Annotated in this window: 21 protein-coding genes; 12 read left to right on the plus strand and 9 right to left on the minus strand. The window is 57.1% G+C overall.

The window, feature by feature from the left end; translation table 11 throughout:
* Positions 1 to 6: 6 nt before the first annotated feature.
* Together C816_RS05690 and C816_RS05695 are read left to right on the plus strand one after the other, a co-directional pair.
* Complete coding sequence (locus tag C816_RS05690; RefSeq protein ID WP_016321463.1) at positions 7 to 1782, plus strand: ABC transporter ATP-binding protein; 1776 nt, start codon at positions 7 to 9, stop codon at positions 1780 to 1782.
* Complete coding sequence (locus C816_RS05695; protein WP_016321464.1) at positions 1779 to 3512, plus strand: ABC transporter ATP-binding protein; 1734 nt, start codon at positions 1779 to 1781, stop codon at positions 3510 to 3512. Before C816_RS05690 ends, C816_RS05695 begins: the two co-directional genes overlap by 4 nt.
* A gap of 169 nt (positions 3513 to 3681) precedes the next feature.
* Here C816_RS05695 and C816_RS25560 read toward each other — a convergent pair whose 3' ends face one another.
* Entirely contained in the window at positions 3682 to 3876 is a 195-nt protein-coding gene (locus tag C816_RS25560; RefSeq protein WP_371254355.1) for a hypothetical protein, read from the minus strand.
* Positions 3877 to 4176: 300 nt separating this feature from the next.
* The gene (gene pepD, locus C816_RS05700) at positions 4177 to 5700 is read right to left on the minus strand and encodes a beta-Ala-His dipeptidase (RefSeq protein WP_081646268.1); all 1524 of its coding nucleotides are present in this window, start codon (positions 5698 to 5700) and stop codon (positions 4177 to 4179) included.
* Between the two features lie 96 nt (positions 5701 to 5796).
* Here pepD and C816_RS05705 point away from each other — a divergent pair, with 96 nt between their 5' ends.
* From C816_RS05705 to C816_RS05750, 10 genes are all read left to right on the plus strand, one after another.
* Positions 5797 to 6954, plus strand: coding sequence for a DUF819 family protein (locus C816_RS05705; RefSeq protein WP_016321466.1), 1158 nt, complete (start codon positions 5797 to 5799; stop codon positions 6952 to 6954).
* A gap of 14 nt (positions 6955 to 6968) precedes the next feature.
* Positions 6969 to 7658 (plus strand): M24 family metallopeptidase, encoded by a 690-nt coding sequence (locus C816_RS05710; protein ID WP_016321467.1) that lies wholly within the window; start codon positions 6969 to 6971, stop codon positions 7656 to 7658.
* 23 nt (positions 7659 to 7681) lie between these two features.
* Positions 7682 to 8053, plus strand: a complete 372-nt coding sequence (locus tag C816_RS05715; protein WP_016321468.1) for a nuclear transport factor 2 family protein — start codon at positions 7682 to 7684, stop codon at positions 8051 to 8053.
* A 93-nt stretch (positions 8054 to 8146) separates the two neighbouring features.
* A complete protein-coding gene (locus tag C816_RS05720) occupies positions 8147 to 8590 on the plus strand; it encodes a C-GCAxxG-C-C family protein (protein WP_256378387.1) in 444 nt (147 codons plus the stop codon).
* Positions 8591 to 8851: 261 nt separating this feature from the next.
* Positions 8852 to 9382: a C-GCAxxG-C-C family protein gene (locus C816_RS21605; protein WP_016321470.1), complete on the plus strand. Its 531-nt coding sequence runs from the start codon at positions 8852 to 8854 to the stop codon at positions 9380 to 9382.
* Positions 9383 to 9410: 28 nt separating this feature from the next.
* Entirely contained in the window at positions 9411 to 11111 is a 1701-nt protein-coding gene (locus C816_RS05730; protein WP_016321471.1) for an FAD-dependent oxidoreductase, read from the plus strand.
* Positions 11112 to 11194: 83 nt separating this feature from the next.
* Positions 11195 to 12583 (plus strand): aldehyde dehydrogenase family protein, encoded by a 1389-nt coding sequence (locus C816_RS05735; RefSeq protein WP_016321472.1) that lies wholly within the window; start codon positions 11195 to 11197, stop codon positions 12581 to 12583.
* Positions 12584 to 12635: 52 nt separating this feature from the next.
* A complete protein-coding gene (locus C816_RS05740) occupies positions 12636 to 13838 on the plus strand; it encodes an MFS transporter (RefSeq protein ID WP_016321473.1) in 1203 nt (400 codons plus the stop codon).
* Entirely contained in the window at positions 13835 to 15181 is a 1347-nt protein-coding gene (locus C816_RS05745) for a butyryl-CoA--acetate CoA-transferase (RefSeq protein WP_016321474.1), read from the plus strand. The genes C816_RS05740 and C816_RS05745 overlap by 4 nt, the downstream gene beginning before the upstream one ends.
* A 61-nt stretch (positions 15182 to 15242) precedes the next feature.
* A complete protein-coding gene (locus tag C816_RS05750) occupies positions 15243 to 16001 on the plus strand; it encodes a DUF108 domain-containing protein (protein ID WP_016321475.1) in 759 nt (252 codons plus the stop codon).
* Positions 16002 to 16066: 65 nt separating this feature from the next.
* On the opposite strand, the gene C816_RS05755 is transcribed toward C816_RS05750, so the two are convergent.
* The 7 genes from C816_RS05755 to C816_RS05785 form a co-directional block, all read right to left on the minus strand.
* Positions 16067 to 16795 (minus strand): maleate cis-trans isomerase family protein, encoded by a 729-nt coding sequence (locus tag C816_RS05755; protein WP_016321476.1) that lies wholly within the window; start codon positions 16793 to 16795, stop codon positions 16067 to 16069.
* A 69-nt stretch (positions 16796 to 16864) separates the two neighbouring features.
* Entirely contained in the window at positions 16865 to 17614 is a 750-nt protein-coding gene (locus tag C816_RS05760; RefSeq protein ID WP_016321477.1) for a maleate cis-trans isomerase family protein, read from the minus strand.
* A 43-nt stretch (positions 17615 to 17657) separates the two neighbouring features.
* A complete protein-coding gene (locus C816_RS05765; protein ID WP_016321478.1) occupies positions 17658 to 18932 on the minus strand; it encodes a TRAP transporter large permease in 1275 nt (424 codons plus the stop codon).
* Positions 18929 to 19432, minus strand: coding sequence for a TRAP transporter small permease (locus C816_RS05770; RefSeq protein WP_016321479.1), 504 nt, complete (start codon positions 19430 to 19432; stop codon positions 18929 to 18931). The genes C816_RS05765 and C816_RS05770 overlap by 4 nt, the downstream gene beginning before the upstream one ends.
* Positions 19433 to 19516: 84 nt before the next feature.
* Entirely contained in the window at positions 19517 to 20593 is a 1077-nt protein-coding gene (locus tag C816_RS05775) for a TRAP transporter substrate-binding protein (protein WP_016321480.1), read from the minus strand.
* Positions 20594 to 20656: 63 nt separating this feature from the next.
* The gene (locus tag C816_RS05780; RefSeq protein WP_016321481.1) at positions 20657 to 21730 is read right to left on the minus strand and encodes an NAD/NADP octopine/nopaline dehydrogenase family protein; all 1074 of its coding nucleotides are present in this window, start codon (positions 21728 to 21730) and stop codon (positions 20657 to 20659) included.
* 71 nt (positions 21731 to 21801) lie between these two features.
* On the minus strand, positions 21802 to 23184 hold the full coding sequence (locus C816_RS05785; protein ID WP_016321482.1) for an MmgE/PrpD family protein: 1383 nt from the start codon (positions 23182 to 23184) through the stop codon (positions 21802 to 21804).
* Between the last annotated feature and the right edge of the window lie 366 nt (positions 23185 to 23550).

The following is a 23550-nucleotide window of genomic DNA, read 5'->3' on the forward strand; positions in this document are numbered from 1 at the left end:
ATTCACTTGAAGAAAAACAGCAATCTCAAAGAACTCATGGGCTATGCCGGTGGACACAGGTATCTGACTTACTTATCCCTGCTGCTGTCCGCTGCCAGCGCGGTTCTGGCCCTTTTTCCTTTCGTGTTCTTATTTCGAATCATCCAAGAGGTCATTGCGGTGGCTCCCAATTATGCGCAGGCCACCCATATTGTCCGCAATGGCTGGATGGCGGTGGGCTTCGCATTGGTGTCCATCGTGATCTATGTCTGCGCCCTGATGTGCTCCCATCTGTCGGCGTTCCGCATTGCCGGAAATATCCGCAAGGCGCTGATGGCCCACATCGCCCAGCTCCCCCTGGGCTTTATCGGAGAGATGGGCAGCGGGAAAATCCGCCGCATCGTCAATGACAGCAGCGCGGCCACGGAAACGTATCTTGCCCATCAGCTCCCGGATATGTCGGCGGCAATCACCACGCCGGTCTGCATGGTTGCCATGCTGTTCCTGTTCGACTGGCGGTTTGGTCTTGTCAGCCTCCTGCCGATCGTCCTGGGGTTCGCCGCCATGTTCAAAATGGCCGGTCCCAGCATGGCGGTGGACATGAAAAATTTTAACAACGCCCTGGCGGATATGAACAATGAGGCGGTGGAGTATGTGCGGGGAATCCCCGTAGTCAAAACCTTTGGTCAGACCGTCCACTCCTTCAAACGGTTCAAAGGCACCATTGACAACTATTACAGGTTTTGTGTGGGCTATTGCAAAAAATGCCGCCCGCCTATGCTGATGTATACGGTGTTCATCAACAGCGCCTTTGCGTTTCTCATTGTGCTGGCGCTGATCCTCGCGGGCGGCGGGCCGGTGGCACAGCCTGTCCTGCTGAATTTCATCTTCTATGTGATCTTCACGCCTATCATTGCCACGGCCATGTCCAAGGTCATGTACATGAGTGAGAACGGGATGATTGTGGCGGACGCGCTCTCCCGCATCCACTCCATTTTGGATGCGGAGCCGCTGCCGGAACCCTATCGGGGTAAAGTGCCGGCTGACAACTCGGTTACTCTTGAAAACGTAACATTCCGCTACACAGGCGGGACATCAGACGCGCTCCATGATGTGACCATCCGTGTGGGCGCTGGGGAAACCGTGGCCCTGGTAGGGCCTTCCGGCGGCGGCAAGACCACTGTGGCAGGGTTAATTTCCCGGTTTTGGGATGCAACCGGCGGAGCCATTCAAATCGGCGGCGTCAATGTGAAGGACATCCCCAAAGAAGAGTTAACGGACACCGTGGCCTATGTGTTCCAGGACAGCCGCCTGCTGAAAACCTCCATTCTGGAAAATGTACGGCTCTCCCGGCCCAACGCCTCCCGGCAGGAGGTGGAGCAGGCGCTGCATGAGGCACAATGTGATGACATTATTGCCAAACTGCCCCAGGGTATTGACACAGTGATTGGCACAAAGGGCGTATACCTCTCCGGCGGAGAACAGCAGCGCATCGCCATTGCCCGCGTCATGCTGAAAAACGCGCCCATCCTCATTCTGGACGAGGCCACCGCTTTTGCAGACCCGGAGAACGAAGCGCTGGTACAGCGGGCTTTTGAACGGCTCTCCAAAGGAAAAACCGTCATTATGATCGCGCACAGGCTGACCACCATCAAGAACGCCGACCGTATTTTTGTGCTGCGGGAGGGCCGTGTGGAAGAGAGCGGGACCCACGATTCTCTTGTGGCCGGGGGCGGCCTCTACGCCAAAATGTGGAAGGATTATCAAACCTCTGTGAGCTGGAAGGTAGGTGCGGCAAAATGATTGATAAGCTGATGAAACGCTTTGCCCTCTCCCGCGAGGGAGCAAAGGGGCTGGTGCGGGCCGTTGCCGCCTGCACTGTGGCTGACCTGGCGCTGATGTTCCCCGTTGGGCTTCTCTATCTGCTGGTCAGTGATTTTCTGCGGGCCGGCCGGTCCTTCGGCAGCTATGGACTTTATGGCCTTGGAATCGCTGCGGCGCTGGTTTTAATTTGGCTCACCGAGTTTTGGAAGTACAACGCCACCTATTTTTCCACTTACCGGGAATCCGGGGCCTGCCGTATCCGGCTGGCGGAAAAACTGCGGCAGCTTCCGCTGGCCTTCTTCGGCAAGAAGGACTTGGCCGATCTGACCAATACCATCATGGGAGACGTGCAGACAACCGAGCAGATGTTTTCCCACTATGTCCCGCAGTTCTATGGTTCCATCATCTCCACTTGCCTCGTGGCGATCAATTTGCTGATTTATGATTGGCAAATGGCCCTTGCCGCGCTATGGGTGCTGCCGGTGGCGCTGCTGCTGGTTGGCCTGTCCAAAAAAACACAAAATTATTTTTCCCGCCGTCAGAATGACGCCCTGGTCGCTGTGGCAGATGGCGTGCAGGAGTGCCTGGAGACCATCCGTGATCTGAAAAGCAGCAAAGCGGAGAGAAAATACCTTGACGGGTTGGGAGAGAAAATTGACGCTCTGGAGGTGCGGCACATCAAGAGTGAGCTGGGCACGGCCATGTTTGTGGTGCCGGCGCAGATGGTTTTGAAGCTGGGGATCGCCTCGGTCGCACTGGCGGGCAGTATGCGCCTGATGAGCGGGGAGCTGTCCCTCGTGACCTTCTTCCTGTTCCTGCTTGTGGTTTCCCGCATCTATGAGCCGATGAACTTCTCCCTGCAAAATCTGGCGGCTATGAACTCCCTGCAAATCAATATTGACCGCATGAACGAAATCAATGAAACCTCATCTCAAAGCGGCGAAATGGCCTTTTCTCCCAAGGGCTGCGACATCGCCTTTGAACATGTGGGCTTTGCCTATAACAGCGGCGAAACGGTGCTGAAGGACGTCTCTTTTATCGCAAAGCAGGGCGAGGTCACAGCACTGATTGGTCCCTCCGGGGGCGGCAAGTCCACCGCTGTAAAATTGGCAGCGCGGTTCTGGGATATAGACCGGGGCCGGATCACAGTCGGCGGCGTGGATGTGAGCAAGGTTGACCCGGAAAAGCTCCTGACTGCTTACTCCATTGTGTTCCAGGATGTGACGCTGTTCAACAACACCGTGATGGAGAACATCCGCATTGGCCGGAAAAACGCCTCCGACGCAGAGGTCATCCAGGCGGCAAAAGAGGCCATGTGCGATGAATTTATCGCCAAGCTCCCCCAGGGGTATCAGACCATGATCGGGGAAAACGGTTCTACCCTCTCCGGAGGCGAGCGGCAACGGATTTCCATAGCCCGCGCACTTCTGAAAGACGCGCCCATCATCCTGTTGGACGAGGCCACCGCCTCTTTGGACGCGGAGAACGAGACGGAAATTCAGCAGGCCATCTCCCGGCTGGTAGAGCGAAAAACGGTGCTGATTATCGCTCACCGTATGCGGACAGTGGAGAACGCCGACAAGATTGTGGTGCTGTCCGAGGGAACGGTGGCCGAGATGGGGACCCCGGAGGAGCTGATGCGGAAGAACGGGGCCTTTGCCCGGATGGTAAAGCTGCAAACCGAGAGTCAGAATTGGGCGCTGGAATAAAGTTGGGGAGAACTGTCAAATTTTATAGCATCTGAATATAGAAAAAGCTGGGAAATAAGCAGTCGTTTCTTATTTCCCAGCTTCTATTTGTATGAGATTCCACTCGCATCTCCGAATAAAAGACGAAGATGACAAGAGAAAAAACTCACATTCCCCCTTGACAACATCTTTAGAAGCAGTATATCTCAGATTTCAAAATTCGCCCAAAGCCCTCCATAGGCGCATTATCCAGACATTTGCCTGGACGAGACATGCTTCGACAGATTCCGGCCTCTTTCATTCTCCTCTGAAAAGCGCGGCTGGTATATTGAGCGCCTCGGTCAATGTGGACCAATGGACACGCATCATGATACCGTTGGAACACCTGCTTGAGACAGAGTCCAAGTGTGGGCTGAATTTACACATCGAATGTATGAGAAGCCTGATACCATGTCAGACAGAGGAGAAACCCATGAACCGCAACGGCAGCAGGGGTTCAAATCCCGCATTTTACACGTTTTGCACCTTGATCTTGAACTGTCTGCTTTTGGCCGGTGACATATGGTGTCCTGAGTTGAAAAACTGTAACCCTTGACATACAAGGGCTGCAGGTAAAGAATGCCCCCACCTGGGCCATGTTTGAACAACTGACAACTATTTGTTCAGATTGGGCAGGGTCATTCAATTAAAGCGCCTTTAGAATCCTGCGAATCAGTTTGTCCGCCGTTCCCACGGAGGTGATGCTCAAATTCTCCCGCGGGGAATGCGGATCGTTCAGCTCCGGTCCATAGGAGATGGCGTCCGTAAATCCGAGCTGCTCCATGAGAATTCCGCATTCAAGTCCACCGTGGAGAATTTTGAACGACGCGGGAGACCCGGTAACAGCCTGATAGGCCTCCATGGCCAGCGTACGAATGGGAGATGCGCGCCGGAATTCCCATCCTGGATAGAAATCCGCCTCCTCCAGCTCTGCGCTGCATAAGCCGGCGAGTATACGCAGCTGAGGAAGGAGCCAGGAGGTAAGATGCGCAGGGATTGTGCTGCGGACGCTGCAGCGGACGGCCAGGCAATCGTTTTCCACACGGCAGGAACCGATGTTCATGGAGGTCACGGTAAAATCCATAGCGTGGTCCCGAGCCAAAACTCCGTTGGGAAGCAGTATGAGAAATTGCTTGACGCAGGCAGTGGAGGCAGAAGTCATTCTGAGCGCCTCGGGTTCGGAGCTGGTAATACAGATCTCCAGTTCTGGGTCCACAGATTCATATTCCCGCCGCAGAGCGTCGTTTTGCTGTGCGATCTGGCTGTGAAGCGCGGATATATCTGCGCAGCTCAGTACGGCGTATGCATTGCGGGCAATTGCGTTATCCTTGCCGCCGCCTCCCATGGAAATCAGCCGCCACTCCGCAGTCAGATTGTTTAGAACACGTGCCAACACCTGATTGGCGTTTGCGCGGCCAAGGTGGATCTCAGCGCCGGAATGGCCGCCCAAAAGGCCGCGCACATCGATGCGGAAGCAAGGGTCCGCATTGCTTTCCCGCTCAATAGGGATACGGAAGACCGTGCGGCCGCCGCCGGCCGCGCCGGCAATAAAAACGCCTTCCCAGCCGCTGTCGAGATTGATTAGGGTTTTTGACTCGAATGCCCAGCCGGAGCTGGACAGCTGCCGGGCGCCGGTCATACCGGCCTCTTCCCCGGCGGTAAAGAGGACTTCCAATGGAGGGTGCTCGGCATTGGGATCGTCCAGAACAGCCATAATGAGGGAGACACCGATTCCGTTATCGGCGCCGAGTGTGGTGCCGTCCGCGACAAGGTATCCGTCACGGACTTGAATGGAGATGGGGTCGCTTTGAAAATCATGAGCGGACTCCGGTGTTTTTTCGCAGACCATATCCAGATGAGCCTGCAAAAGAATCGGGGGATGATTCTCTTTTCCTGGAGAGGCGGCCTTCTTTATAAAAACATTATTTGCAGAGTCCCTTTCCGCAAACAGATTTCTGGCGGACGCCCATGAAATCATGTGCGCTGCAATTGCCGCCTCGTTGCCGGAACCGCGGGGAATTGCGGAAATCTCCTCAAAAAATGAAAATACAGCCTGAGGCTCCAACGATAATGCCATATCGATACTCCTTTCCTGACTGAGCGGGGCGCCCAATAAGCGCATATGAGCAAGAAACGCGCCAATATTAATATTGGCGCGTTTCTTGCTCATATATCCTTCAGCCGAATGAGTGTCTTTTGAAAATGCGGAGCACCGTTGGCAAAATAACTGAGGGCAAGTCCTTCAACAAAAAGGAGAAGAGAGAAAATGATTACAACGGGTGTGGGCTTCTTGGCGTTTATCACGTTTTATACGGCCATAATTCTATGGCTGGCACGGAAATACCCACTAAAACTTTACAAAGTATTTCCGCCCATTCTGATGATCTATCTGCTGACGATGGTGCTTTTTACCTGCGGCGCATGGACAATGACGGAATCCATCACCGCGACAAAAACAGCGTTGGTTAACAACATGGTTCCCTGCATGGTATTTTTGATGTGCCTGAACTGCAATGTCAAGAGCATCTTGAAGCTGGGGCCGAAACTGTTGGCGGGCTTTTTCTGCGCGACCGCTACCATCTGCCTTGGATTCGTGGTTTCCTATCTGCTGTTTGGCCGCGCTTTGGGCTTCCCCGCAGCCGAGTTCGGCGCGGTGTGCGCTTCCTGGGTTGGCGGCATCCAGAACTTCCTGGCGGTCAAACAGTCCATGAATGTCCCTGACTCTGTGATGTCCAATATCATTTTGATGATTAATATCAACTATTCCTTCTGGATCATGATTCTGGTGGCAATGTCTTCCCTGGCCCCCCGATTCAACAAGTGGACCAAGGCGGACGTGGCACAGATCCACGAGATTTCCCGCAGACTGGAAGAAGATGAGACAGAGGAGAGCGGCAGGATTGATAGTCTGAGCGTTTTGATGGTAATTGGCATCGGTCTGATGGTTGTGGCAATTTCCAGATTTGCAGCTGTCAAAATGCCCACCATTGCGTTTATCAACGCCAGTGTTTGGGAATACGTCCTTGTCAGCATTGCCGGCCTGGCATTGGGGGTGACCAGGCTGGGCGGACTCCGCGGGGCAAACCTGGTTTCCGATGTGATGCTGACTCTGGTCATGACCCTGCTGGCAACCGAGCTCAATCTCCTGCAGATTGCGGACGCATGGCTCTATATCGCTGCCGGCGCAGTGGTACTGATCGTTCACGCGGTTTTGTATATTCTGCTGGCAAAGGTGTTCAGGCTGGATTTGCACACCTGCGGCACCGCGTCTATTGCCAATGTCGGCGGTCATTCGTCCGCCCCCATTATTGCGGCCACCTATCATCGCTCCTATGTGTCGATCTCTGTCATTATGTCCACGGTGGGATGTGTGACCGGTACCTTTATTGGTCTGCTTGTCTCCCAGCTGCTGGCAATGCTCTAAACTGCAAGCGGCTTATGTACGAAGACGAAAAAGTTTTCGGAGTCCGGTATGCTCAGCGCCATGCCGAGCGTGCCATTTCCGAGATGGAGCAGTATCTGCGGCCCGGAATAACGGAGCGGCAGGCGGCCGCGAGGCTGAAAGAACTCTGCGCAAATATCCCCGGCGTGGAGCAAGCGCTCACGGATATGGTGATTTCCGGGCCCAACAGCGCAGAATATCACAATTTTGCCTCGGACCGTGTGATTGGCAGAGGAGAACTGATCCTGATCGATTTCAGCATCGTGGTCAATGGCTGGTACAGTGATATGACCCGGATGTTCTCGCTGGGCGAGCCGGAACCGGAGGCACGGCGCATTTGCGGCATTGTCGCTGCGGCCAAGGAGCGGGCTGCGGCCGCGGCGTATCCTGGTGCGCCGGCCTCGGCTCTGCACCGGGAAGCCGCCGGAATTATCGAAAACCACGGATACGGGAACTGTTTTCCCCATGGACTTGGTCATGGAATCGGCCGTGAGATGCACGAACCGCTCCGGCTGAATGAGGAGAGCCGGGACTGTCTGACACCGGGAACGGCATTCTCCATAGAACCGGGAATTTACCTCCCGGGACGTTTCGGAGCACGGCTTGAGGATCTTTACTATATGAGCGGGGAGGGGATCGTCTGCTTGAATGAAAGACCGGCAGTCCTGAAAATATTGCCTGTATAATTTTGAAAAAAGGAGACGTTGTCATGAACAATTCAGTTGAAGAAGTGCGCGAAGTTTTGGAGCGGTATATCAAGGGAACCTATACCGCGGATATTCCCATGCTGGAAAGCGTTTTTCACATAGAGGCCCGGATGACGGGCTATCTGGGGGATCAGCTGTTAATCGGCACTCCGGCGCCCTTCATTGAAGATATGGGTTCGCAGGCTTCCATGAAGGAGCAGGGAATCCCCTATCAGGCAGAGGTCCGTGATGTGGAGGTGAATGGCAGTGTGGCGAAGGCGACCGTTCACGAGACCGGCTTTCGCGGCTCTGCGGAGCTGGTCGATCATTTCCACCTGCTCTGTGAGAATGGAGAGTGGAAGATTATTTCCAAAACCTTTACCACGATAGGCTGAATCTGCATTTCATTTCCGCGCCGGACGATCCGGTCTGAATTGGCGCAGACGTCAAGGAGAGAGACTATGAGCAGTATGGAAGAATTAAAACGCATGGATGAGGCGGAACAGCGGGGACGGGAATATTTTCGCCAGGGCCTGAATTGTACGGAGTGCGTTTTGCGCACATTCATGGATATGCACGAGACAGAGCTTCCCGATTCTGTTGTGAAGCTGGCTTCCGGCTTTGGACTTGGCATAGGAAATACGAGAAACACCTGCGGCGCCGTTATCGGAGCGATCATGGCGCTGGGTGCTGCAAAAGGGAGAGACCCCCTCCCAATCGGGACGCCTGCCGAGCGGATCGCCCAGCTGAACGAAGAGGTATATCCCCCTGCCGGTTCCTTAATACATGAGGTTGAGCGGGACTTTGGGACGATTATCTGCAGGGAATTCAGCGCGCCGCACGGTGATTTTGACGGCCGTATGAGAAAGAAAGGCTGTCAGCAGTTTATCGGCTATTGCTGCCGTTTGGCTGAAAAATATAGCGCAGATTGATTGTCACAGAAGAGATTGCCCAATCAGATTATCCGCAGACGAATACAGATCTTTTTGCCTCAGGCAGCACGGCTTCACACCACGCTGCCTGAGGCGCTTATTATGCCGGCCGGAGCGGGGGCGGCCTCCCCTGGGACATGCGGCTGAACTTCGCGCGGAATATAGCCAGATATTAATATTGGCACAGTCTTTGCTATTGTAAAAGACTGTGCAACAGATGCAAAAGAGATCTCAAAACGGTATTTTAAGGAGGATATTGTTATGGAAAACACCAACACCGTGAGCAAAAAAGAGGCCTGCAGAAACGAGCTTGTCCAGCGTGCCGGAGAACTGGCCATGTACTATTACCGCGAGAAAGGCTTTCACTGCCCCGAAGCGACAATCCGCGCCTGCTCCGATGCGCTGGATCTCCGGATTCCTGAGGATGTGATTCGCGCCGCGTCCGGCTTTATGGGCGGCGGCGGCGGTATGGGAGAGCGCTGCGGCGTCGTGGAGGCCGGCTGCATGATTCTCTCGTTCATCTTTGCCCGTGTGGCCCCCTTTCAGGAGCCCTGGCCCAATAATCATCTGATCCGTGTGATGCATGGCCGTTTTGTGGAGAAAATCTCCTGCCTGCGCTGTGCCGATATTCAGGCCAAAGAGGAGGCGGAGGGAATCGCTCCCGAAAAGATGTGCGACCGCACCATTGCGGAGGGCGCCAAAATCATTGCCGGTGTGATCTTTGACTCGGACGATATTTTCAAGGCCGTCACACCCGCGGATTATGAAAACGACCCGAAGCCCTTTGAATAACTACATTTTTCAGAAAAGAGGACTCTATATGAAGGTTGTCATTGTGGGCGGCGTTGCCGGCGGCGCCTCTGCCGCGGCGCGAATCCGCCGCTTGGATGAGCAGGCTGAAATTATCGTTCTGGAGCGCGGCAGGCACGTCTCCTTTTCCAACTGCTCCCTGCCCTACTATCTGGGCGGCGCAGTAGAAAACAGCGACTGGCTGGTGATGATGGGGCCGGACGACTTCAAGTACCGGCACAACATCGAGGTGCGCACGCAGAGCGAGGTCACAAAGATCTGCCGGGACAGGAAAGAAGTGGTGGTGCGTGATCTGAACAGGGGCACGGAGTACACGGAGTCCTATGACAGGCTGGTGCTTGCCACAGGGGCGTCCCCTGTCGTTCCCAAGAGCATTCAGGGCGTGGACGCCGGACATGTTTTCACGATCCGCAGCGTTACGGATGTCTGCGGGGCGAAGGATTATATCGACTCTTCCGGCGCGCAGAACATTGTGGTAGCCGGCGCGGGCTTTGTCGGCGTTGAGGTGGCGGAAAACCTGAGGTCCGCAGGGAAAAACGTCAGCATTGTGGAGGGCGCCGATCAGGTTATGGCTCCTTTCGACTACGATATGGCGCAATACCTCCATAAGGAGCTGACCGACAAGGGCATTCACCTCTATCTGTCCAGCATGGTCACAGCCATTACTGCCGGCGCCGTGACAGCGGTGAGAAACGGAAAAACCGTGGAGATTCCGGCGGATGCGGTCATCCTTTCCATCGGCGTGGCGCCGGAAACCGGACTCGCTGTCCAGGCCGGCCTGGAGCTGGGTGCGTCCCGCGCCATCCGGGTGAATCACAACTATCAGACCAGCGATCCCGATATTTATGCCGTGGGTGACGCGGTTGAGACCTTCAGCCGTGTTGGCCGGGCATACGGCTCCTTCGCGCAGGCAGGTCCCGCCCAGCGGCAGGCCCGCGCCGCGGCGGACCATATCTGCGGGATGTATCATAATAACAAGGGCTACATCGCCACATCCTGCCTGCGGGTGTTTGAGCAGAATGCCGCCGTCACCGGCATGAATGAAAAAGCCCTGAAAAAAGCGGGGATTCCCTATGACGCCGCATTTGTGCTGCCCTTTGATAAAGTGAGCATCATGCCGGACGCCCACTACATGGCCTTCAAGCTGCTCTTTGAGGTGCCGACCGGCAGAATCCTCGGCGCGCAGGCCATCGGCCGGGGCGATGTGGTGAGGAGAATTGACGTCATCGCAGCGCTGCTTACCATGAACGGCACGCTGGATGACCTGAAAGAGATGGAGCTGTGCTACTCCCCGGTCTATGGCACTGCGAAAGACGTGGTAAACATGGCGGCATTAGTAGGTCTGAACATCCTGTACGGCCGGGTCAGACAGGTGCGGATAGAGGAGGTAAGAGGCCTGGTGGAATCCGGGGCCTGCATCGTCGATGTGCGGGAGCCCGAGGAGTTTGAGAGCGGGCACCTGAAAAACGCCGTGAATGTGCCGCTGACGCAGTTCCGGGCCCGGATGCATGAAATTCCAAAGGATGTGCCGGTATATCTGCATTGCCGGACTGGCCAGCGCAGCTACTATGCGCTCTGTGAGCTGCTTGGAAACGGGTACCGCAATGTATACAATATCAGCGGTTCCTTCCTGGGAATCTGCAGCTATGAGTATTATAACGACATTACAGACGGCAGAGAGCCCATTGTCACCGCCTACAACTTTTCCTGACCGGGACAAGCAATGGACTTGAAAGGAAAGGACATGGCCGTCCGCCGTGTCTGGAGCCGTGACTTTATATGAGGAGAATTGATATGGATAATCAGACATTGGTCAACCAGCTGGTGGCAAACGCACGCAGGGCTCTGGCCGAGCTGGAGCCGTACACCCAGGAGCAGATCGACGAGCTGTGCCGGGTGTGCTGCGAGGCGTTCCGGGAGCACGCGGAGGAGCTGGCGGCGGAGGCCGTGGCGGAGACAGGTCTGGGCAATGTGCCGGATAAAATTGTCAAGAACACCGGCTCCCCGGACGGTGTGTGGTATGCCGTCAAAAACAAGAAGTCCGTCGGCGTTATCGGGCATGACGAGCGACGGCACCTGACTTTTGTAGCCCACCCGAAGGGGATTATCTCCTGTGTCATCCCCACCACCAACCCCAATATTACCATCCTCTTCAACGGCGTGTACGCCCTGAAGGGCCGGAACGTCATCCTCTGCGCCCCCCATCCCCGGGCCAAGCGGTCCACGGTCCATACCTGTCAGATCTTCAACGAGGCGCTGAGAAAGGCGGGCGCTCCGGATCATATCTTCCAGTATGTGGAAGAGCCCAACATTGAGCTGACACAGATGATGATGGCCGCCTCCGACACGGTGCTGGGCACCGGCGGTCCCAACATGGTCAAGGCCGCCTACTCCAGCGGAAAGCCCGCCTACGGCGTGGGTCCCGGCAACTCCCAGACCATCTTTGACCCCGCTTATGACAATCTGCCCATGGCCGTTGGGCAGACCGTGTTCGGCTGCAAGTTCGACAACGGCATTATCTGCGCGTGCAACCGCTCCTTTATTACGCCGAAATCCATCTCTGCGCAGGTGGTGGAGCTGATGAAGGCGGAGAAGGTCTACTACACGGACGACCCCGCCGTCCGGGATCGGGCCAGGGCGCTGCTGTTTCCAAACGGCCTGGGCGCCATCAACGGAAAACCCGTAGGGCAGAGCGTCCAGGATATTGCCGGGATGCTGGAGCTGGATATTCCCGCGGACACTTCCATTATCGTCGTCAAAGTAGACAAGTACGGCCCGGAAGAGCCTCTGTGCCGGGAGAAGATGGTGCCTCTGGCCGTCCACATCGAGTGCGAGGACGTGGAGGAGGCGATCCGGATTGCTAAGGCCAATCTGCTGATGGAGGGCGCAGGTCACTCCTCCGTCATTCACACCAACAGCCAGGCTCTGGTTGAGAAGGCCGCCTGCACGCTGCCGGTGTCCAGAATGCTGGTGAACTGTCCCGGTGTGTTCTCCGCCAATCCGGCGCTGGCAAACGGCCTGTGCCCCACGGCCACCCTGGGCTGCGGCTCCTGGGCCGGATGCTCCGTGTCCGAGAATCTGGGCTTTGAGCAGCTGATTAATATCTCCCGCGTCGCATATGTGTACCCGGAGGGCGAGATCCCGGATCATGCGGCGGTTTGGAACGGCGCCGCGGAATTTTGAGTGACTGCGCGGGGACGGCGTGCTGTCCCCGCGCTGATTCTAGGAGAACGATATGAATGTAGAACGAGCAAAGAAGGCCCGTTGGGGATATTTGATTCTGGGCGTTGCCCTGCTGCTCTGCCTGGGACTGATTTACGCCTGGAGCGTGTTTCGCGCGCCGCTGGAGGAGGAGTTCGGCTGGAGCAAGGCCCAGACCTCCGTCACTTTTTCCGTCTCCATGACGATGTTCTGCCTGGGCGGGCTGGTCAGCGGCGTGGTTACGGGGAAGCGGGGGCCGCGCTTCACGCTGGCGGCCTGCGCCGCCTTTTTGCTGGCGGGATTTTCGGCCGCCTCCCAAATCCATACCTTGCCGGGAATCTATGTGACCTACGGAGGCTTTTGCGGCTTCGGCGTGGGCCTGGGCTACAACGCCGCCATTTCCACCGTAATGCGCTGGTTTCCCGACAAGCAGGGACTTGTCTCCGGCATCACGCTGATGGGCTTTGGTTTTGGCGGGATGCTGCTGGGTACGTTAGGAGCCGGTCTGATTACGGCTCTGGGCTGGCGAACCACCTTTTTGATCTTTGCCGCTGCTTTCGCGGCAATCATGCTGACAGGCGCCCTGCTGCTGCGGACGCCGGAGGAAGGCTTTTTGGCGGCGCTGTCCGCCGGTGGAAAAAAGGGAGAGGCCGTGGAGGAGATCCCCTGGCGGGAGATGCTGCGCCGAAGAAACTTCTGGCTTTGCTTTATCTGGGCTGTGATCCTCTCCGCTGCCGGCCTTGCCATCATCAACGAGGCCACAACCTACGCCGCGCCCTTTGTGGGCGGAGATTTGACCCGGGCCGCCGCTCTGGCGGGCATGGTGTCGATTGCCAACGGCATGGGGCGGGTCCTATCCGGGCAGATGTTTGACATGGCGGGCTATCGGACCGCCATGCTGAGCGTCAGCGTGATCTATGCGGCGGCGGCCGCCGCCCTCACGGCATCCCTGAAAACCGGGAGCGTCCCTGTACTGGCGGCCGCTTTTTTGCTGGTTGGGCTTGCCTATGGCGGCGTACCGCCCACAAACTCCGCGTTTGCAGCCCATTTTTTTGGCCGGAGACATTATGCGCTGAATTTCAGCATCATCAATCTGAATCTGATCGCCGCCTCCTGTCTGGGCCCGCTTTGCGGCGGCGGAAGCTACATGGGTATTTTTGCCGCGATTTTTGCTTTTGCAGCCATTGGCGCGGCGCTGACGCTGCTGGTAAAGCGGCCTGAGAAAGGAGCGGCATGAATATTTTTGAGGAGTATCAAAAAAAGCTGGTCTCTGCGGAGGAGGCCGTCCGGCTGGTGAAAGATGGGGACTGGGTGGATTACAGTCAGACCTGTTCCTTTCCGGAGGCTCTGGATGAAGCTCTGGCGGCCCGGAAAGGGGAACTGCGGGACATCAAGGTCCGCAATGCCATCGCCATGAAGCCCATACAGGTGGTGGAGCAGGACCCGGAGCATGAGACCTTTACTTACAACGCCTGGCACTGCTCCGGCCTGGACCGAAAGTACGTGGACAGGGGCTGGGCGTATTACTCGCCCATGCTGTTTCGGGACTGCGGCTCCTATTACAGCCGCGGCTACGCGCCGGTAAATGTGGCGATGATCTCTGTGGCGCCCATGGACAAGCACGGCTATTTCAGCTATGGCCTGACCAACTGCTGTATGCAGGAGATGCTGGACGCGGCGGAGCATGTCATTCTGGAGGTTAATGAGAACATGCCGGTGATCTATGGTGTGGAGGGCGACCACATCCATATCTCCCAAGCGGACTATGTGGTAGAGGGCCATCGGGATATTTGTCTGGCCCCCGGCGGTGACGCGGGGGAGGTGGACCGAAAGATTGCAGCCAACATCTTCCCGTATCTCTACGACGGCGTCACGCTCCAGATCGGCATTGGGGGAATGCCCAACGCCCTGGGCGGCCTCATTGCGGAGTCTGATCTAAAGGACCTGGGAATGCACACGGAGCTGATGAGCGACGGCTATCTGAAGCTCTATCAGGCCGGGAAGATCACCAATAAAAAGAAGAAGCTGAACCGGGGCAAGGGCGTGTTTTCCATCTGTTCCGGTTCCCGGGAGCTGTATGAATTCCTGGACCGGAACATGGACATTCTCTCCGCGCCCATGCGGTACGTGAACAGTCCGGAGACCATCCGGCAGCTGGACGACTTCGTGTCCATCAACGGCTGTATTGCCGCGGACCTGTATGGGCAGGTGTGCTCCGAGACCTCCGGCACCCGCCATATCAGCGGCACCGGAGGTCAGCTGGACTTTGTCACCGGCGCATATATGGCGGAGCACGGCCAGGCGTTTCTGGCCATGCCCTCCACCTTCCGGGACAAGCAGGGGGTTCTGCACTCCCGCATTCTCCCCAGATTTACCGAGGGAGACGTCATCACCACGCCGCGGACGCAGACGCCGAGTCTGGTAACGGAGTACGGTGTGGCCCGGCTCTCCGGCCTTTCCACCTGGGAGCGGGCGGAGAAGCTCATCAGCATCGCCCATCCGGACTTCCGGGAAGCCCTCGTCGCGGCTGCGCAGGAACAGAAGATCTGGAGAAGATCCAACAAGCGGTGTGTTGGATAGGGCGATATGACGCTTTGCAGCCTGGCTGCGCCGCGGACATGGGGATCAAGGGGGATGAGATATGAAAAAGGTGTGTCTTTTAGGCTGCGGGCGGCTGGGGCGCATCATAGCCGAGGCGCTGCTCGCCGGCGCTGTGGAGGGCGCAGAGCTGGCAGCTGTGTTTACCCGTTCTGCAGACAGGGCGGACAGGCTGCGCGGGGAGCTGTCCTGTCCGGTGAGTGCTGATATTCACGCTCTGCTGGCGGAAAGGCCGGACTATGTTGTAGAAGCCGCCGCAGCAGCCGCGGTAAAAGAATACGCCATTCCCATTATGGAGGCGGGAGCGGATTTGATTGTTCTCTCCACCAGCGCCTTGGGCGATCCGGAATTCTATGGGCGGGCCCTTGCGGCGGCGGAGAGCTTCGACCGGCGCATTCATTTGGCGCATGGCGTAACCGGCGGTCTGGATGCCGTGGAAGCAGCGGCCATGATGGGCGCTTTGTCCGCGAGCATTACAAAGCGGAAGTTTCCCAAGGGCTCGCCGCAGAGCGATCCGGCGCTGGATATGCTGGCGGACGGCTTCCGCGGCACGGCAGAGGACGCGCGTCTGCGCTATCCGAACCAGCTGAACGTGGCGGTGTCCCTGGGGCTGGCGGCGGGAAGCATGCGGGGGACAGATGTGTTTGTAGAGTCCGGCAGCTGTGTGGATTTTACCATTACCTGTGAAGGGGCCTTTGGAAAAGGCGTCTTTCACACAGAACTGGGGGCATATGGCCCGGACTTTGCCGCCTGGAGCGCCCTTGCGGCGCTGCGGCGGCTGACAGATAGAATTGTTTTCTGAAAAGATACCAAAAGATCTGGATGTGTCCATACACATCCAGATCTTTTGGCATAAATGAAAATGTCCTAACCCGCTTGATAAGGCGTTCGGCCAAGAGTGCCAAGGCCGGGCAGGGGCTCCTGATAACCCATATGCCGCAGAGCGCACCAAATCGTGGCCTGGTTGCTGGTCAAAACAGGGATGCCTTTGATTTTTTCCAGGGGCTCGATCAGATCCATGGCACAGATGCCCGTGCAGCTGATGAAAAGGGCGTCTGTATCCGGAGAGGCGTCCTGCTCCAGCGCCAGCCTGAAAAGCTCTTCAGGCCGGACAAAAGGGAGAACGGATGTATCCTCAATGCCCAGGCCGCGGATAGCGGCGGTGTCGCAGCCTGCGGCGGCGAGAAACTCCGTTTCCAGCTTGTTCAAAGCGTCGCTGTACGGAGTTATGATGGCCAGCTTCCGCAGGCCCAGAAGAGAAAAGGCCTCCAACAGGGCGGTGCTGGTGGTAACCGCGGGAATGCCGCTGGCCTCCTCCATCTGCCGGACCAGCGTTTTGTCAAAGCCGGGTCCGCCGACCATGCTGCCGGTAGTGCAGGCAAAGACCAGGATATGAAACGGGAATCCGCGGTACATCCTGGCGTATTCCGTTACCTGACTGGACATTTTGGAGAGCCCCTCCAGCGTGACCTGCCCATATGGAAGCGCGGCGGTGGCCAGGGCCATACCGTCAGGCAGGTGTCTGTGAAAATCCATTTCCGGCGAAGGCGTGATGCCGGGCCGGATTAAGCCGATACGGCCCTTATCGCCATACATGTAAAAATGCCTCCCTTCGCTTTGCCTGTAAATACCTGGGCAGCGGGGCTTTAGCTGCCGCAGTCCGATTCATGCGCTGTTTATGGGAGAGGGCTCCTGCCGGAAAATCCATCCCAGCGAAGGAATCGGGCGGTACTGTCCCAGATATTCCAGAGCATATAAAAGCGTAAATTGTTCGGAAATCAAAACGGGAATTCCGAGGATTTCCTCCATCTGCGGGATTTTATCCACGCCCTGAAGGCCTGAGGACCCGAAGAGCAGAATTTCCGCGCCGGATGCCTTCACCTCCCCGGCATCCAGCTGACGCCAGAGCTCCTCCCAGCGCAGATCCTGTATTTCGCGGATAGACTGGCAGGCGGTTCCGTCAGACTGGACGAGCTGCTTAGTATAACACACGTCAATCCCATGCTTTAACAGCGTCGCCTTGAAGAGGATGTTCAGTTCCTCCTGATAGGGGGTCAGCACCGCCAGCCGGTGCTTCCCGCAGCGGTTCAGCAGGTTCACCAAAGCCAGAAGAGATGTTACGCAGGGAATGCCCGTGCGCTGTTCCACACAGTTTTGCAGCATGGCGTCCCGGAAGCACCCCAGCGTCAGACTGCTGGAAATCAAAACATCTGGTTCGGCATGACAAAGATCTACCGCAGCCTGCTCGGTGTGGGGCAGCAATTCCTCCAGCGTCTGCACGGAGAGCCGGTTGAGAGAGATGCGGTTGGTCGCCACCGCGATTTCCTCGGGCATAAACTGGTGATATGCGGCTTCAATGTTGACGTCAGAGGAGGGCACAATCAGGCCGACGGTCTTGACGTAGTGATGATACATAGCAGCGCTCCTTTCCGCTGAATCGGAGTTCCGAAAGAATGCCTCACACGCCCATCATCAGATTCGGCAGCCACAGGGACAACTGGGGGACAAACGCGATGAGCAGCATGCAGAGAATCAGAATGACCATGTAGGGCAGCGTAGAGGACGCTACGTCGCCCAGGCTGCGCTTGGTCATGTTCATGGTGACAAACAGGTTCATGCCAAAAGGCGGCGTCACATAAGAGACCTGCGCGGCCATGATGCAGATGATGCCGAAGTGAATGGGGTCGACGCCATAGGAGGACAGCGTGGGAGCCAGAATGGGGCCGAGGATAATCATCAGCGCCACCAGCTCCATGAAACAGCCGGCCACAAAGAAGATGCCCATAATGGCCAGCAGAAATACAGCGGGAGAGCTGATCGTCTCCACAATCCATCCGCTGATAATGGAGGGCAGGCGCTGGGTGGTGATAAACCAGGTCAGCAGCTGCGACGCGGAGATGATAAAGGTGATGCCGGCGGAGTTGGTCAGGCTCTTTACAAAGGCCTCAAACATCTCTTTCGGCGTGGAGGTCCGGTAGAGAAACAGCTCGATAAAGACCACATAGATGATGGAGACAGCCGCGGATTCCGTGGGCGTTGCCAGTCCGCCGTAGATGCTGCCCAGAACAATAACGGGATACATCAGGGCGGGGATGGCTTTCACCAGAACGGCGCGCGCTTCCGACGCGGTATATTTTACGGGAACTCCGTATTTCTTGAAAGAGCAGATGAGGAAGGTGTACACGCCCCAGGCAAGCGCCAGCACCAGGCCGGGAATGACGCCCGCGATAAACTGCCTGCCGACAGAGGACCCCAGCGCCACGCACAGGGCGATCATAGGCGCACTGGGTGGAATCAGGACGCCGATGGAGCCGCCCGCTGTAATGACGCCGACGGACATCTTGTCCGGGTACTTCTGCTCCGCCAGAGCCGGCAGCATGATGCTGCCGATTGCAACGATGGTGGCGAAGGAGGAACCGGAGATCGCCGCGAAAAACGCGCAGGACGCAATGGTGGCAATTACGCTGCCGCCGCGCATACGGCCGAAGATGATGGTCATGACCTGGGTCAGGTATTTGGCGGTGGAGCCTCTGGAGGCGATGGTGCCGGAGATGATGAAAAAGGGAATGGCCAGCAGCACGTAGTTGTTCAGGCCGCTGAACATCTGCTGGACAACGATCTGCAAAGGCGTGGCGGAGTAGCACAAAACGCCCAGCGTAGAGGCGCCCAGGACCACCATGGAGATGGGAATTCCCAACAGCAGCAGGATAAAAAATGCAGCAATTACAATCATTCTGCAGCGCCTCCTTTTTCAGCTGTGCCGCTCAGGCTGCGGACGCTCTGGCAGACCAGACAGAGGTAGCGGATGCCGGACACCAGCATCCCCAGGGGGATAATCAGGTAAGGAACATACAGGGGCACGGGTAAGGAGGACGCCATGGCGCCGTTGGCGATCATCCTCAGAATCTGTTGGCAACCGTAATAGGCCACCACCAGGCTCAAACCTGCGCAGAAGAGATTGCCCACGATCTTCAGGACCAGACTCGCCCCGGCGGGGACCGCGTCGGTAACGGCGGTCATTTTGGGATGCTGGTCGCTTTCGACGGCAATGCTGGCGCCAAGGAAGGTGCTGAATACAAAGGCGTAACGGCTGAACTCCTCCAGCCAGGAAATACCGCTCTGGAAAAATGCGCGCATCAGGATATTGATGAAAATGCAGATGCACAAAAAGGCCATGGGAAGCACCAGAAGGACCTTTTCCAGCGTGCGGAACAGATCAAGCGCTTTTTTCATAAGTGAATCAAACCTCCCAACAGGTCGTACAGGGCTTGCGGCAGAGCCAGGGCGGCAGGCATCCTGCCGCCCCGGCCTCGTCAATCAGCTGCGATAGGCGTCGATTCTGCCGCAGACCAGCTCATAAACGGAAGCGTCAATCTGGGGGACGTAGACATCATATACAGAGCTGGTCGCGTCCTTGAACGCCTGGAATTCGCTGTCACTCAGCTCGACGATCTCCACGCCGGCCTCCTTGGCGGACTGCACGGAGGAGGCCAGCTGATCCTCCATAAAGGTCAGATAGTTGTCGCCCCAGGCGGCCTCGGCCTCGCGGATGGCGCTCTGCTGGTCGGGAGACAGCTTGTTCCAGACCTCGGTGCTGATCATCAAGGGATTGCTCTGAATCATATGGTTCAGCATGGTGTGATATTTTTCCACCTCGGCAAACTTCATCTTTGTCAGCATATCGGCGCCGTTGTCCTCGGCATGGATGACGCCCTGCTGCAAGGCGGAGTATACCTCGCTGAAAGCCATGGTGGAGGGGACGGCGCCCAGCGCTTCAAAGGTATCCACATAGATGGCGCCGGCCTGGATACGGACCTTCTGGCCGATAATATCGGCGGGGGAGTGGACGGCATGCTGCGTGTTGGAGTAGCCGCGGCACTCGCCGGTGGGGAAGCCGATCAGGGTGATTCCCTTGGTATTCATAATCTCGTTGGCCTTGGCGGTGACTTCTGCCTCGCGGGCGACGGTGATGAATTCGTCCAGACCGCTGAACAGGAAGGGCAGGCAGAAGACATAGAAGTCAGGCAGCATGGTGGCAATTTCGTTGCAGCCGACCATGGCCATCTCCAGCGTGCCGTTGGACAGGCCGTCCAGCATGACGACGGCGTCGCCCAGCTGAGACTGGGGATAGACCTCAATGACGACCGCGCCGCCGGTTTTGTCCAGAACATCGGCGGCAATGGCCTCGGCGGCGATCTGCAAAGAGGAGTTGGGAGGGCCGACATGGCCCAGCTTCAGGGTAACGGGCTTTTCAGCGGTGGGATAGTCGGCGCTGTCGGCGGGCTTGCCGGAATCAGCCGCGGGGCCGGAGGAATTGGAGCCCGGGGCGCCGCCGCAGGCGGCCAGCGTGAAAACCATTGCCAATGTAAGCAGGAGGGCAAAAAACTTTTTCATGGGTATCTTCCTTTCTTTTATACCTCTTTTTCCGGATTCTATGTGAGAAAGCCGCGCTTGGGATTACAGAGTGCCCTCCTGCAGATACCGGTTGATCTGCTCGGCGGTCATGCCGGCCATGCCCAGCTTGTCCATGGTGCGGCCGGAGGCATAGAAATCAGTGCCGTTAATCGCGGAGGCGATGGTAACGAACGCGCGGGCCAGCGGGGCGGACAGGCCGATGGTCTCAGCCAGGGAGTGTAGGAACGCGGCGCCGTTCTGGGCATCTTCAAAGATGTAGCGGTCCTGCATGGTCAGGGGACCCTCCAGACTGCGGAAGCCGCTGAACTGTGGGAACTGCTCCTTGTCGGCCAGCTGCTGCATGAAGCCCACGGAGGACCGGACGGTGTAGCCCAGCTTATGGGAGATCGCGTCGCGCTCATTGCCCAGCGCTTCAATGACCTTCAAAACGGAGGGAGTCAGGCCCTGATCGTAGAAGCAGAAGTTCTCCGTATTTTCCACGGCGCCGGTGTTCAGGATAGAGCCGCCCAGATGAACGATGATGTTGGAGGCGTTCAGCGTGGTCTCAAATACGTTCACGGCGGGCACACACTTGTAGAATTCGCCGATGACCGCACACAGCTTTTCCGTGTCCTTGGCGGGGAAAGCGGCGATGGTCTTGGGCTTGCCGCCAGGCATGCCGATGAAGCCGGAGGCATTGGGGCGGATGCGGCAGGGGAACATATTGCCCTCCAGCTCGCCGGCAACAACGCTGGCCCCACAGCCCTTTTCGGCCATTACCCTGCGCAGAATCATGGAACCGCAGCTGCCGGCGGAGAACAGGATCGTCTGACCATCCCGCAGGTAGGGAACCATGGCCTCGGCAAGAGCCTCGTGACGGGTGGAGAGGGCGGTGACAAAAATAACCTCGGCGCTGGAGACGGCCTTTTCAAAATCATTGGTCACCTCGGCAATTTCGGCGTAGCCGGTGGTGGCAAGGCCAGTCAGTTCAAAGCCGCCGCGTGCCCTGATGGCAGCCAGATTCTCCTCGCACCACCCCTCCTGCTCACACAGTGTAACCTGGTTGCCCAGCAGGGTCAGTTCGGCGGCCGTGCAGCAGCCGGTGCCGCCGGCCCCCACAACAGTGATTTTTCTCATTGCAAATACACTTCCTTTCAAAATTTTAATCTCATATATTATCCGCTGATCTGCCGGTTTGTGCGGCGGGCTCAGTACAGGATTTCACCGACGGCAGTCATGTCCTCCAGATTTTCAATATTCATCAAGGTATTCAGCACCGCCTCCGCCTTCTCCGGGCTCAGGGCGTTGCGGGTCTGGACGCGGAAGCGCTCGCAGACCTCTTCCATTGTGAGCTGGTTTTTCGGATGTCCCTTGGGATAATACAAAGAGCGGCTCAGCACACGGCCGTCCCGGCACTTGACCGTAATGGTTTTGCTGACAAAATCGCCGTCCTGGAAGGTATTGAAGGATTCCTGCAGGTCCTGTTCAGCAGAGGGACCGGGTTTCACCTTGGAGGCCAGAGCCAGCAGCTCAGGATCGTGCATCCGCTCAGCGGTGTACCACTGGGGACCGGGGGTGGGGTCCAGCAGCAGGGCGGCAATGCAGTAGGGAATACTGTACTGGGCCTCAATGATCTTATCGTAACCTTCGGGACGCAGGGTCATGCGTCTTTCCGTGGGGGGATCGACGATAATCTCCTCAATGTCGGCGGCAGTGACGCCGTCCTCCTTCATGAAGGCATCCATAATATCCAAAGACGCCTGCACCCACATATTGGTGGGCCAGTGTTTCAGCAGAGTCTCCATGATGAGCCAGCGGCTGCCCAGCTCCTTCTGATACCACGCAGTCTCCTGGGCGGACACCAGGTGGTGTTCTCCGAACCCGTTAGGGCCGTCAAAGGCGCCGTTCATGCCGTCCACGCCGTGCTCGGCCAGCATGGCGCTGAGGACGCCGTCCTGTGCGCAGAAGCCGTGCTGGTAATGGTAGACATTGGACATGGTGTAATGTACCAGGCTGTTGGGAACTGCCATCAAAACGCCCGCAATGCCCAGGGCCTGCTCGTACTGCTCCGCGGTGAGGTCCATCATTTTGGCGGCGGGCGCGCAGCTGGCAAAAATCTGCCAGCTGGTCAGGCCCCAGCCGATGTTGGACTTGAAGCCCCTGGGCGGCTGGATAACCATGGCGATGCGCTGATAGACCTCAAAGCCGGCGACAATGGCCGTCAGAAAATCCTTGCCGGACTTCCCGCGGGATTCGGCCAGCGCCAGAGCGGCGGGGATCAGTCCCGCGGAGGGGTGGCCTGTCCAGCTGCAGTCCTCCCAGTCAATGTTATCGGCGATGATGCTGTTGGCAAATACTGCGCCCAGCAGAGAAGTCTTTCCTCCGTCAAGCATTAAAGTGGCGTCGGACGGGCCGGTGCTGTACTTTTTGGAAAAGTCCAGAACACTCTGGGTGAAGTCCATTTCCTTGCTGGCCAGAGCGGCGCCGATGGTCTGTATCGCCATCTTTTTGGCCATTTCTGTGACTTCAGCGGGGATGTCTTCGTATTTCAGATTGACCGCAAATTGAGAGAGGGCCGTGCTGTTGTTCATAAAACAACCTCCTTGTGTTTAATTCATGCGGCAGTTTTGCATGTTGATATTTTACGAAGCAAAAAATCTGCCAATATGAATATTACGGCCTGCGGTCCGAGCAAGGAGCGCATTTTGCGCTGCGCCCGTGCGCTTCATAAAGACAGCGGACGGAACGCCGCGCCTTTTGCTTTCAGCGCATGGGGGGGGGGATAACAGCGTTTTGCGGGTACGGCGGCATGAGGCGGCAAACCGGATTGGAGTATTCACAGTGCTGAAATCGCAATTTGACAAAGTCCATTGCCCTATGTTATAACGGGAATAAAAGAAGAAACTGCGACCCGCAAAATTCTAAGAATTGAATATGCGGGCATCGTATACAAGAGT

This window comes from Oscillibacter sp. 1-3 (assembly GCF_000403435.2).
GTDB lineage: Bacteria > Bacillota > Clostridia > Oscillospirales > Oscillospiraceae > Oscillibacter.

Excerpts from the sequence above, each read along its gene's own strand:
- pepD (WP_081646268.1), bottom strand. The coding sequence starts at position 5,700 with ATGAGCAAGAAACGCGCCAATATTAATATTGGCGCGTTTCTTGCTCAT.
- C816_RS05780 (WP_016321481.1), bottom strand. The coding sequence starts at position 21,730 with ATGAGAAAAATCACTGTTGTGGGGGCCGGCGGCACCGGCTGCTGCACG.
- C816_RS05735 (WP_016321472.1), top strand. The coding sequence starts at position 11,195 with ATGGATAATCAGACATTGGTCAACCAGCTGGTGGCAAACGCACGCAGG.
- C816_RS05755 (WP_016321476.1), bottom strand. The coding sequence starts at position 16,795 with ATGTATGGCGATAAGGGCCGTATCGGCTTAATCCGGCCCGGCATCACG.
- C816_RS05720 (WP_256378387.1), top strand. The coding sequence starts at position 8,147 with ATGGATGAGGCGGAACAGCGGGGACGGGAATATTTTCGCCAGGGCCTG.
- C816_RS05715 (WP_016321468.1), top strand. The coding sequence starts at position 7,682 with ATGAACAATTCAGTTGAAGAAGTGCGCGAAGTTTTGGAGCGGTATATC.
- C816_RS05765 (WP_016321478.1), bottom strand. The coding sequence starts at position 18,932 with ATGATTGTAATTGCTGCATTTTTTATCCTGCTGCTGTTGGGAATTCCC.
- C816_RS05760 (WP_016321477.1), bottom strand. The coding sequence starts at position 17,614 with ATGTATCATCACTACGTCAAGACCGTCGGCCTGATTGTGCCCTCCTCT.
- C816_RS21605 (WP_016321470.1), top strand. The coding sequence starts at position 8,852 with ATGGAAAACACCAACACCGTGAGCAAAAAAGAGGCCTGCAGAAACGAG.
- C816_RS05770 (WP_016321479.1), bottom strand. The coding sequence starts at position 19,432 with ATGAAAAAAGCGCTTGATCTGTTCCGCACGCTGGAAAAGGTCCTTCTG.
- C816_RS05745 (WP_016321474.1), top strand. The coding sequence starts at position 13,835 with ATGAATATTTTTGAGGAGTATCAAAAAAAGCTGGTCTCTGCGGAGGAG.
- C816_RS05775 (WP_016321480.1), bottom strand. The coding sequence starts at position 20,593 with ATGAAAAAGTTTTTTGCCCTCCTGCTTACATTGGCAATGGTTTTCACG.
- C816_RS05730 (WP_016321471.1), top strand. The coding sequence starts at position 9,411 with ATGAAGGTTGTCATTGTGGGCGGCGTTGCCGGCGGCGCCTCTGCCGCG.
- C816_RS05710 (WP_016321467.1), top strand. The coding sequence starts at position 6,969 with ATGTACGAAGACGAAAAAGTTTTCGGAGTCCGGTATGCTCAGCGCCAT.
- C816_RS05750 (WP_016321475.1), top strand. The coding sequence starts at position 15,243 with ATGAAAAAGGTGTGTCTTTTAGGCTGCGGGCGGCTGGGGCGCATCATA.
- C816_RS05695 (WP_016321464.1), top strand. The coding sequence starts at position 1,779 with ATGATTGATAAGCTGATGAAACGCTTTGCCCTCTCCCGCGAGGGAGCA.
- C816_RS05740 (WP_016321473.1), top strand. The coding sequence starts at position 12,636 with ATGAATGTAGAACGAGCAAAGAAGGCCCGTTGGGGATATTTGATTCTG.
- C816_RS05785 (WP_016321482.1), bottom strand. The coding sequence starts at position 23,184 with ATGAACAACAGCACGGCCCTCTCTCAATTTGCGGTCAATCTGAAATAC.
- C816_RS05705 (WP_016321466.1), top strand. The coding sequence starts at position 5,797 with ATGATTACAACGGGTGTGGGCTTCTTGGCGTTTATCACGTTTTATACG.